Below are 12010 nucleotides of genomic sequence, written 5' to 3' on the forward strand. Positions count from 1 at the left end.
ATTCACATCTCTTATCATTATGCTTAAGAGGGTTTTTCATATGTTGCATTTTAATTGCATACTCACATACTCCAATAAATCCAGTATTATTCCGCGCTTGTTACTACCAATTTATCTTGTTTCACAATATGTTTCACGATGTATGGGGACATATCTCACGCTTCTTTTTTATACAATGGAAGTAGAAGATGCGTTCCTGTGTTTTTTTTGAATTGAACATAACGAGAACGTAAATTCTTTAATAAGGGAAGAATTAAATGGCTATTCTAGATATTGTTTCAATTAATCTCAAGGATAAATTATGATTGTCCAATCAATTGGTTTTAATTTAAATTTGCAAAGGCTTTTTTCATCCTTTTTATTCATTCTATTCGTTCGCTGGATAGATATTGTTATTTTGACCAGGGGGTCGGCCTATTAAAGGGTATTTTCTGCAATATACCTACTTCGTCTAACGTTATTAATAATTTTTAGCAAGTTTTATTCTAAAGTTATGCAAAGTGTAAAAAAAAAACAACCCCAATATTAAGAAAATTGGGGTTGTTTTGACTCTATAGGATAGTGGTGTTCAATATTTAACTTTTGATATATGTCCATCATTATCTTTTGATCGTTAAAAAATAACATGCCATATTTTGATGATGCGGATTGGACCTTTTTCATTACGTAATTTGAATAAGGGCAACCATTAAATTCCATTTCAAGATTGATAGGCTCGTTAAAACTATTGTTATCACGAATAAACCACAGTTTTTCTTTTATTGCGAATTGTTGTTGACCATAAAGCAAAATCCACATTTTTTTGCAACAATAATCTATTGTTTCTGCATTTAGTCCAACTAAACTAATCTCTTGGTCATCCTCTTTGATTTTATTATCTTCAGAGGATTCGAGGATAGAGGTAAAAGATGTGGGATTTTGTCTTAAACTCCTATAAGATTCATTTATTTCCTCGCCATTAAAATTTGTTACCATGTACTTCGCCAGAAAACCAGCTGTTCCATACTGAGAAATTTCAATAGCCTTTACCAGCAATTGTAAGAGGATGATAATGGCATTCTTTTTCATCTTTATTTGGTTTTGCGCTGCAATTGCTTTAAACATTGGATTTAATTTGGGTTTTGTTCGATTAACGCCTTCAATGATATGCTCTTTAAAGTCATATACTACATTGGTCAATAATCCTAAATTTCCTTTAAAAATTAACCTTTGAATTAAATTTTTGTAAATTATTAATGTACTGTCTTCTGGCAAGTTTTTAAGTCCGCTTAGAAAGTGCTTTAATTGACGTTCATTCGAGGGGTCAAGAGAATCTAAATATTCATTTAGACTCAAAGTAAAATGCTGTTTTAGACTATCCTCTCCGTCTAAATAAATAGAAAAATACAAATCTGATAATTTCTTACCTTTATTAAAATGATTATTCTTGTACAAGTGTAAAGTCAAGGATAACGTGTTTCTTAATAAAGAATTATAAATACCTAAAAAATGCTCATTGTCCCTTTTTAATAAATGACTAGAAACATTTTCATCCCCAAGTTTTTTATGGAAATTTTTAAGTTTATTAATAACCAACGATAGAGAATCAATATTTTCATCAAAGTCTCTATTCATATTGTTATCTCCAAGAAATTTAAGATATTGAAAGATACTCTCAACGTTATGATGCAATGCTTTATATCTTTCATTTAGGAAATTATCAAACATTTTTGTTCGATAAAAGCCAGTTAGAACATCTAAATATCTGGAGACTAGTTTAATAGACTTTTTTAACATTTTATCTGCATTCATTGAAAGGAATAAGTATTTTATCAATTCAATTACAAATATTACTGCAAAAATAATACCTGCTGTCCAAATGCTAATTCTTATGATAAGCATTTTGGTGACATGTAGTGGATTATAGCTTTTGTAATCCTTTTGCTGCATTAGTGAATCTATATTAGAGGCAAGTGTGTGACCAGTTATCATGGTGAAAACTACAATTAATACAACTAAGACAACTAAACCATTTTTTTTCGTTTCATTGTAAAGTGAAGGAGAAATAGATTTTTGTTCACGATGGGTAAAAACATACATGGCAGACAAAATGGATAGCACAGTTACCAACAAATTGGTAATTGTAATAATAATGTATCTAATTGTTGCATCTCCGAATCCTTCGAAACCCGTTGATAGTAATATATGGTTTATCAGATGTTTTAATGATTCAGAAGCTGGTTGTGTAATTGGTGGAATAATAAAATAGATAATTATGAACAATAAATATAAAACAATGAGAGTCATATGGATATTATCTGATATTATTTTATTTATTTTATTTTGAACATAAAGCATTGTTGTGGATAATAGATTTAAAATTGATAGTAGTTTTTTTTTTGTTTGTTTCTTTAGTATTGGCTTTTGTAATTGTAAATTTCCAACCCATTGTTTTGCCCTTTTAAATAAATGAAACATGAAGAAATCCCCTTTTAAATAAGAAAGAGGCGAGGAATCCTCGCCCGTCTATATGAATCATGCTTTTTGAGCTTGTTGTGAAAAAAACTTAAGTATCTTATTTTTACTGATTACAGTATTTTTTGGTGTCTCTAACCATGGGTCCTCTTGATGAGTAAGCTCTTCTAAATATTTACCGTCATAATGTCCATAGGTTTCCCAAACCGTATTTAATATATCAAGCTGTTTTTTGTCAAAGATAGTTTTACCTTTGCGGTTTTTATTTTCAAAAATTTCAGTTGATATTGTTAAATACCTATGGTGTTTATATTTAAAATATATGTCAGGAACTACAGGACCGTGTTCCCAAGCTTCAAGATCCTCATTGAAAAGAGGTTCGCCTTTACTAAAAGCCATATACCAACCTTGGCAATAATACAATAATTTTTGGAGTTTAAGTGGAGTAATAGACCAAGAGGTACCAGGTTTGCTAACACTTAATAAATAAGATGCAACATGTTCTACTCTAGACATAATCCATTTCCACCTCCCTATAATTTTATTTTATAATAAAAATGAATTAATGTCACTTGTGAAAATAGTATTATTCAAATAGTAGATTGTATGACGTTTGCTGATGATGGATTAGTTGATATTTTACCTGTATGGTTAGCCTCACCGGAAATGGTATCGGCAATATTTCCTTTAGTCGAGGACTTATTTGACCCCGTCATTTTCGATGAAGCCTCTCAGTTGACGGTTGAAGTGGGTATTCCATCGGTATTCCGGGCTAAGCAGATTGTTGTGGCTGGAGATGAAAAGCAGCTTCCGCCGTTTAATATGTTTATAGTTCGCGATATAAAGAATTGATTAATTTTTCTAACCATGCCTTCTATCATGGGCATGTGCAAATTGCTCCGAACGTTACCTCTTTTAAGGAACCACCAGCCATTCGTTGGCAAAATATCATCATAACCAATTATGATCTTCGTTAAAGAGGTGTCCACTTTTTATTCTAGTCGCAGTGGTTCCGTTATTATACCAAAAGAGTGCTTTCTTCTTGTGTTTTATCGTTAATAACGGATACTGTGTTCGATAAAAAAGAAAACAGGTCAAATTTATGGAAATAACGGAACCTCTGTCTTATCAATGGAATTAAGAGACAAATCCAGTGTCCAAAAGCGAGATAATTTGTCATTCAAGTGGGGCAATGAATATAGTGCACCCCGCTGTCCTGTTAAACAAAGGGAGCAAAAGATACGTCCCGTGTTTTTTCAAGGAGTTTGAGAAGTTTGTGGGTGGGTCTGGCCAAACAAAATAGGAGCAGCATTTCGCTACTCCTACTATCCTGTTAAAACCGATTATTTTTAGATTTACTACCAAAAATAGGATGAATTGTGAACTTAAATGCTTTGAAGGCACAAGACGTGTGTATCCTAATCGCTTGTGTCAGGCAGTATTATATATAAAATATCTAGTGAATTGTACGAACCAAGTTGAATTCTAACAAAGTGGAAAATTGAGGTTAAATATCAATTAGATTTTTTGAAAAAGATTTTTAGAAGTAGCTATATGAAAACATTATAGGTGGATGCCAAGTTCTACTAAACAGTAACGCACTTAGCTAACCTTGTTATTTAACAAATCAGTTGCCTGATTTTCGGTGAGCCCTTTTATTAGACCAAGTTCACTTATGAAAATTTTGCGGGCGTTTTCCAGCATTTGCTTTTCACTTGAATTGAGGGTTTTATTTTTGTTAATGCGCATTAAATCACGTACCACTTCAGCCCCGTCTTTCATATTTCCTGTTTTTAGTTTTTCCATGTTAATTTTAAATCTTTCTTTCATTGAAAGATTTATATCGGTTTGCCCATGTTGGAAAATGTGCAATACGTCTTCAAGTGTACGAATATCAGTAACTAAGCGTATTCGTGAACTTTTTTCTTTTTTAACAGGAATCATTACTTGTATTTTACTAATAGGCATTTTTATGATGTAATACGGCTGTTTCTCACCTAAGATTTCCTTTTCTTCAATCGCTTCAACAACTCCGGCACCTTGCATGGGATAAACAATGTAATCACCAACTTGAAACACTGAATCGCCTCCAATTTGAAATCCTTTTAAGTATAACACATATTACAATTTTTATCAAATTTATTATTTTATCATTATTATTTATAATTTGTCAACATTTTTTTATTGATTGGAAATAATATACATTTCCTTAGAGGTTGTAAAGCTTCTACATAGAGAGTTAAGTCAAACAGGAGAAGATTTCCTTGTTAACTGCGGATAACAATGGGGTGTATACGTACCTATACAAATAAGAGTCTGCCTACATATCATAATTTTAAGGTAAATATTTAAGTATGAAAGTAGGTAGATAGATTAATGAGTGATAAAAAGAAAAAGCACAAAAAGAAAAAGCACAAAAAGTATGTTTTTGATTATATCGTGATTGGTGCTGGAACCGCAGGTGGGATTGTCGCAAAAGAATTATCAGATGATTTCAGAACCTCCGTACTCACTCTTGAGTCAGGGACAAACATGAGAAAAGAGTTAAGCAGTGCTTCTAACCCTGGCTCAGGCCTGTTAGCTACTGATAACAGGCACTCTTTTAATATAATGTCCACTATGGAACCCAATATTAATAGCCAGCTAAGGGTTTCAAGTGGTCGAGCGATTGGTGGAAGCTCGGAACATAATGCCATGTATGCAGTAAGGGGAAGTCGTGAACTTTATGATCAGTGGGGAGAGCTTGTTGGGCCTCAATGGAAATATGATCATATTCGTTCCTTATTTAAAAAGAACGAAACGTATACAGGTAAAACAGAAAATCCAAAACAACGAGGAACAGATGGACCCATTCATGTTAGACAACAAATTATTCCTAAGAGCGATAACGGACTAACTAAAATATTAGCGAGGGCAACGTCGAAAGTCCTGAATATCCCAATTGTTGAAGATTATAATACAGGAATACAAGATTGCACATTTTATAAATCACAGGCTATGAATAAAAAGGTGGACGGAAAATTTGTCCGTTCATCTACGGCAACCGGATATTTAAATGAGAATGTTGTTACCCACGGAAATGAGTTCCACCCTAATGAATGGGGGATTGGTCGGAGAAAGTTGGTCATTTTAGCAAAAACAACCGTCAATAAAATTTTATTTAAGCGAAAAGGAGACATTAATATAGCTGTAGGTGTTAAGTTTGTCAGGAACGGGGTATCAAAAAAAGCTTTTGCAAGAAAAGGGATCATTATTTCTGCGGGGAATTTTTCCTCGGTTATTCTACAACGTTCAGGAATCGGGAATTCTAAAGATTTAGCCAGAATTGGTGTATCGACATTAGTAGAGAGTCCTAATGTTGGCCACAATTTTCAAGCTCAATTTACTGCAGGAGTGGGGGTTGAAGTAGAAACTAGCCGACTTTTAGAAGTGAATAATGCTGACCCTGATCTACCATTTCCACTTGGTGCTTTTAAAGGAGAAGCGAAAACAGGTGGTCGCCGTCTTCAAATTTATAGCAGCATAACGCCTTCTTTTCTTCCACAAGCAGATATCTTCGTTAACAACTGGGGGTTTGATCCTAAAAAAAGGACAAATGTAATGAGCATTGGAATATTCGACAATAACCCGAGAAGCAGAGGACAGATTTTGGCCGCTCACAGCGATCCTGAAGCTTATCCATCCGTTAACCTCAATCCATTACAAGATCCGAATGACTTAGAATTCATGATCGATCGTTATATTGAAATTTACAAAATTATGAAGAAAGCTCAAAAACTTGATCCTGAAGGTATTTATAGGGTTGTATACCCTGCTGAAGATGTATTTAAGATATCAAATGAGGCAGAAAAAAGAGCAGAAATTGCTAAATATGTGAAAGCTACGTATCGCAATATTCAACACTTCGGTGGACAATGTAGGATGGCTAGGAGCATTAAAGAAGGAGTGGTTGATGGGTATCTCAATGTCTTTGGTACTAAAAACCTGAAAGTCGCAGATCTTTCCATCTGTCCTATTTTACCAGACGGCAACACTTCTATACCTGCGCAAATGATTGGTTTAAATGCAGTCCGATTTATTCAAGAAGACTCCAATCCCTATGTGGTAGACGCTAAGGAGTTCGAGGATTTTTAGAGTTCCAGTGTCAGGTATCGACAAAAGACAATACGTAAGAGTGTGTACGTAATAGAAATATACAATTTCTCCTAAGCAAATATTGAAAAATCGATATCGTAAAAAATATATAAGGTTTCACTTTAGTAACAAATGATATATTTGCATGAAGTACTTCATCCCTTGAGTTATTCGAATATCTTTTCTATAATAAGGGTATAAAAGAAAAAGATCAGGTGATATGAACACCTGATCATTACAACACACATGCCGCAGGATTTAGCGGCTGACCGTTAATATGAGGAGAAATAGTCACCGATGCTGGCCGGCAGGGTGGCTATTTCTTTTTATTATTTCGATGAAAACAATAGTAACAATTGTTGATATAAATACAACTTTAAAGTTAGAGCAACAAATGTTCTTAAGATAATTACTTTTTATTCAATCAATTATTGTATCCTTTTTATTGGATAATATAGCTAGGATACTCTCTCAATAACAGTGTTAAAATTTATCGGACACACGTTCCGCTATTTGACTAAAATGGTTGTTTTTTAGTGGGTTATCGGACTGTGGTTCCGTTATTGTACAAAAACGTGTCTTTTTCCTGCGTTTTATCGTTAATAACGGATTCTGTGTCCTTTATTTTAGAAAATAGGTCATTTTTTTGGAAATAACGGATCCTCTGTCCTATCAATGGAATTATAGACAAATCCCTTGTCCGGAAGCACGATTATTTATCATATAAGCCGGACAATGAACCCATCCCCGCTGTCCAAAGCCTCGTTTCTTCTATAAAAGCTAGATTAAGCCCCACTCCATTCCTTCAACTGCTGATCCGAAGGTAAAAGTAAAGTTAACAGTCCTAATATAGGGAGAAAGGATACAGCGATCATAGTGGTTTGAATACCCATCATATCGATTAGAGCACCAAGTGCAACGGAACCAATGGCTCCCATTCCGAAGGCAAGACCAACAATTAAACCAGACATGGTTCCAATTTTGCCGGGTAATAATTCTTGTGCATAAACAACCGTAACGGAGAAGCTAGACATTAAGATAAGACCAGTTAAAGCGAGTAGGATATACGCAAAGGTAGGTCCTACATATGGCAACAATAATGTCATTGGGGCAGAGCCAATGATGGAAAGAAAGATGATATTTCTTCTTCCGAAACGATCGGCCAATGGTCCGCCAAAGAATGTCCCCACTGCTCCCATGAATAAGAAAACGAAAATAAAAATTTGTGAGTGAGCAATGGTGACATCGTATGACTTAATCGCATAAAACGTATAGAAATTAGAAATCGCACTGCTATACCAAGAACGAGCAAAAACAAGCAGAATCAAGATAAGTATGGCTGACTTTATACTTTTCATATTAGGAGCATATCCATCTTTAACCGCTTTTTTCTTCTTTATCTCACTGGCTTGAACCTTTAGACGATTTGAATACCATCTTGCAATGTAAATGAGAAACATAACCGCAATAAATGCGACAATGGTAAACCAGATTCCTCCAAATTGACCGAGAGGTACTAGAATAAGTGCTGTAAAAATGGGTGCCAATGCTTGGCCGGAATTTCCTCCTACTTGGTAGATCGATTGTGCCAAGCCTCTTTTTTTCCCAGCCGCCAAATGAGTTACGCGTGACCCTTCAGGATGAAAAACGGCCGAACCAAATCCAATAAAAATAACACTAATGACGATCATCCAAAAGGAAGGAGCAAGCGCTAGCCCTAAAATACCGAGCATACTGCTTGTTAGACCTAATGGGAGTGCATAAGGTCTTGGACGTTTATCCGTATACCAGCCTACCACTGGCTGTAAAACAGAAGACACCATGTTTAATGAAAAGGTAATTAATCCAAGCTGCGTGAATGTTAATCCCATCGATTTTTCTAAAATCGGGAACATCGCCGGAACAACGGATTGCAAAGAATCATTTAATAAGTGACAAATACTAATGATAAACAAGATATTATAGAGTGTTTTCGTGTCTTTCTGTTCTACTTTTCCCACTTGAATAGATGAAGCGGTGGCCATTTTAGTCCCCCTGTCTAGATTTAAAGATTGTTAATGTAAGTGAAAAATTATTTCGTGTTCCTATATATTTCATTATAAACAGGGGACAGGCTATTGGATAGATTTAATTGAATACCCGGTTTTAAGACAATGGAGTGGCTTCATGACTCAAATTGGAATAAGTTCTTACACATTTAGGAAATAACGGAATCTCTGTCCGCTTAAAAGGGAATTTTTCAGTCGGATTTTTTATAAAAAAAGTTCAGTAATCATTTCATTCATGGAAACCAGGAAAAACAATTCCAACTAAAGATGGAGTAGAAGCGATCGTGAAGAAAAGAGGAAGACAATTTGATGAAGGGAAATTAGTGGATAAGGTTAAGATACCAAGTTAATCCTTGCGTTGGATACCCTCATAAGTACATACCTAGCTCATTCAACATTAAAGGTGTATGAATCCATATGGATATGTATCTTAGTTGTTGAATTTTTTAATACTTCCCATAACTAACAGTTATTTGAGTATTCAATTTATGTATTACCTTGTTTTTCAATAGAATTGATAAGCTAAGGTAGGACAAATGAATCAAGATAACTTTGTGTCTAAGGAAGGGAGCCATAGAAAATGCGTAATGAACGACTCGTTAAATTAGCCAAGATGCTTATCCATCATTCCACTAAACTAGGTAGCGGGGAGAGAGTTTTAATCAGAGGGCACATCATTGCCAAGCCCTTGATTCTAGAATTAATTGATCAAGTCTACAGTGTTGGTGCCTATCCGTATTTTGAGATTTATGATGATGAAATCGAGAGACAAATGGCATTAGGTTATCAAGCAGAGCAACTGGAGACGTCTGCCAAGTGGGAGCTTCAGCGTTATCAAGATATTGATGCCATCATCACGATTATTGGTGAAGATAATGATTCAGAACTGCAGGATGTACCAGCGGAGAAATTTCAAATGAAAGGGGAACTTTTTCATAAGGTAGACCAATTTTTTATCAATCAACGAAAATGGGTCCTTTTAAGATACCCAACAAAATCGCTCGCGCAAAAGGCGAAAATGAACACCTCTCAATTTGAAGATTTCCTTTTGAATGTTAGTACAATTGACTATGGGAAAATGGAAATGGCCATGAAGCCATTAGTCAATTTGATGAATAAAACCGATAAAGTAAGAATCCTATCACCAGGAACGGATCTTACTTTTTCTATAAAAGGAATGCCTGCTATTGCCTGCTTTGGTGAAAAAAATATTCCAGATGGTGAAATTTATACTGCACCGATCAAGAACAGTATTGAAGGTACCATCACCTTTAATACTCCATGTATCTATCGAGGAATCACCTTTCACAATGTCACTCTATTTTTTAAAAATGGAAAAATTGTTGAAGTTTACTCTGATCAAACTTTAAAATTAACAGAAATATTTCAGACAGATGAGGGGGCTAGCTTTATTGGTGAATTTGCAATCGGTGTGAACCCGCTTATTAATCATCCAATGGGAGATGTTTTATTTGATGAAAAAATCAATGGAAGCATTCATCTTACCCCAGGGCAAGCGTATGAGAATGCAGATAATGGGAATAACTCTACAATTCATTGGGATATGGTCTTAATCCATCGCCCAGAGTATGGTGGTGGAGAGATCTATTTTGATGATGTTCTGATTAGAAAGGATGGGCTATTTACGCTTTCGGAATTGCAAGAATTGAATCCGGAGCATTTAACTAGTAATACTATCTTAATTAGTAAATAAATATAGACTAACAATATTTATGAAGAGGAACTTAGTATATAAAATTTGATTGAGAGAATAAGAGATTCGGAAGGTCATTCCTGAGCTTTCCATCGTTGCTGAAGTGGGGTTGCATATGCAACTCTATTTTTATGCATTTAGAGTTCGGAATAATAAAAATAAAGAATCTTAGGAATTATGTTTTTAAGCCAAAAGCTATTATAGCGATATTTTATATACATTATAATTTAAAGTTATATAGTTATTAGATTTAAGTATTACCTGCACCTATTGATTGGTTGTTATCCTTGAGGTATCAAGGTTTAGGGGTGAAGGTATGCAAACCATTCAATTGTTTAGGAATAAAAACTTCTCTTATCTTTTTTTTGCGGCATTAATTGGCGTTTTAGGGGAAGGGATTTTTGGGTTAACTTCAATCGTTTTAGTATTAAAGAAAACAGATTCCATATTAGAGATTGGCAAAATGCTTGTAATTACTTTATTGCCATCCATATTTTTGGCACCATTTATCGGTGTTTTAATCGATAAATATGACAAATATAAAATAGCGATAATATGCAATCTATTGCGATTTCTTTCATTAGTGATAATACCCTTAAGCTATTTCTTAGGTTTTTTCACCATTTCTATCTTCTTTATTTCCATCTTTTTTAGTTATATATTTTGGTATATTTTAGAACCAACGAAAGAAAGTGTTTTGAAGGAATTACTTCCTAAGGAGTTATATTCACAAGGTATAGCCATTGTTCAAGGCGCTTGGCAGATAGGATTATTATCCTCTGCAGTTTTAGCTGGTTGGATAATCGACGCCTATGGGGTACATGAGTCGGTGTTATTAGCAAGCTTAACGTATTTAATTGGAGCCGTTCTCTTTTTGGCTATTAAAATTCCCCAAAAAACGACTAGAGGAATGGAAAATCAAAGCTCCAGACATCAATATCTATCTGATTTCAAAGATGGCTGGAGGTATCTATTTAAAAATAAACAAGCCTTTTATTTCGTGTTAACTACGAGTATGACTTTACCTTATTTTTACGCGATCAATGCTTTAATTGCCCCATATAATTATCAAATTCTTGAGGGAAACGGGGTATCACTAGGCATCATTGATAGCGGTGCAGGAATTGGTAGTTTCATTTCAGCCGTGATTTGTACATTGTTAATCAAGCGGAAAAATTTATTGGGCTTTTTAATAAGTTCGATTGTGTTCCTAGGTTTGTTCACTACCCTATTTAGTTTAGTTGGCCAATTTTCGCTGGCGTTTATTTTTTATGTACTAATAGGCTTTTTCGTAGGAAATGTGAAGGTCCTGTCTAGGTCATTTGTATTTAATCTCGTAGATCAGGAGTATATTGGGAGAATCATGGGGGCCATCTCTTTGCTAAGTCTTTCCTTTACGATTATCCTTTCTTTACTAGTATCCTTGATCGCAGAATATAGCATTGGTTATTCGTATCTTTGTGTCACCATTTTTTTGCTGATTCCTCTCTTTTTAACGGGAATTGGCGGTCGAATGACTAGAACGGAAAGGATATCAAAGAGAATTCGTTCAATTTCATAGTCATAGTATTAAAAAAAAGCTTGAGGATAACGTTTCCTCAAGCTTTTTCATGATTATCAGAGTTATATTAATTGATTTATACGATAACTCATTCAACTC

The 12010-nt window shown here is 34.5% G+C and carries 8 protein-coding genes; 4 read left to right on the forward strand and 4 right to left on the reverse strand.

Features of this window, described 5'->3' with window-relative positions:
* Positions 1 to 525: 525 nt before the first annotated feature.
* Together ACSBPO_RS03095 and ACSBPO_RS03100 are read right to left on the reverse strand one after the other, a co-directional pair.
* Complete coding sequence (locus tag ACSBPO_RS03095; RefSeq protein WP_442598623.1) at positions 526 to 2457, reverse strand: hypothetical protein; 1932 nt, start codon at positions 2455 to 2457, stop codon at positions 526 to 528.
* Positions 2458 to 2514: 57 nt separating this feature from the next.
* On the reverse strand, positions 2515 to 2970 hold the full coding sequence (locus ACSBPO_RS03100; RefSeq protein WP_442598624.1) for a Panacea domain-containing protein: 456 nt from the start codon (positions 2968 to 2970) through the stop codon (positions 2515 to 2517).
* Positions 2971 to 3060: 90 nt separating this feature from the next.
* Between ACSBPO_RS03100 and ACSBPO_RS03105 the strand changes: the two genes are divergently transcribed.
* The gene (locus ACSBPO_RS03105; RefSeq protein ID WP_442598625.1) at positions 3061 to 3306 is read left to right on the forward strand and encodes an AAA domain-containing protein; all 246 of its coding nucleotides are present in this window, start codon (positions 3061 to 3063) and stop codon (positions 3304 to 3306) included.
* Positions 3307 to 4056: 750 nt separating this feature from the next.
* On the opposite strand, the gene ACSBPO_RS03110 is transcribed toward ACSBPO_RS03105, so the two are convergent.
* Complete coding sequence (locus ACSBPO_RS03110) at positions 4057 to 4500, reverse strand: CarD family transcriptional regulator (RefSeq protein ID WP_442600299.1); 444 nt, start codon at positions 4498 to 4500, stop codon at positions 4057 to 4059.
* A 330-nt stretch (positions 4501 to 4830) separates the two neighbouring features.
* Between ACSBPO_RS03110 and ACSBPO_RS03115 the strand changes: the two genes are divergently transcribed.
* The gene (locus ACSBPO_RS03115; RefSeq protein WP_442598626.1) at positions 4831 to 6588 is read left to right on the forward strand and encodes a GMC family oxidoreductase; all 1758 of its coding nucleotides are present in this window, start codon (positions 4831 to 4833) and stop codon (positions 6586 to 6588) included.
* A 785-nt stretch (positions 6589 to 7373) separates the two neighbouring features.
* On the opposite strand, the gene ACSBPO_RS03120 is transcribed toward ACSBPO_RS03115, so the two are convergent.
* Positions 7374 to 8612 (reverse strand): MFS transporter, encoded by a 1239-nt coding sequence (locus ACSBPO_RS03120; RefSeq protein ID WP_442598627.1) that lies wholly within the window; start codon positions 8610 to 8612, stop codon positions 7374 to 7376.
* 604 nt (positions 8613 to 9216) lie between these two features.
* Here ACSBPO_RS03120 and ACSBPO_RS03125 point away from each other — a divergent pair.
* Positions 9217 to 10350, forward strand: coding sequence for an aminopeptidase (locus ACSBPO_RS03125; protein WP_442598628.1), 1134 nt, complete (start codon positions 9217 to 9219; stop codon positions 10348 to 10350).
* Positions 10351 to 10666: 316 nt separating this feature from the next.
* Positions 10667 to 11911 carry an MFS transporter gene (locus tag ACSBPO_RS03130; RefSeq protein ID WP_442598629.1) on the forward strand — a complete coding sequence of 415 codons (1245 nt, stop codon included), beginning with the start codon at positions 10667 to 10669 and terminating at the stop codon, positions 11909 to 11911.
* The last annotated feature ends 99 nt before the right edge of the window (positions 11912 to 12010 follow it).

The sequence above is a fragment of the Neobacillus sp. D3-1R genome, from assembly GCF_052180215.1.
Classification (GTDB): Bacteria; Bacillota; Bacilli; order Bacillales; family Cytobacillaceae; genus Pseudoneobacillus.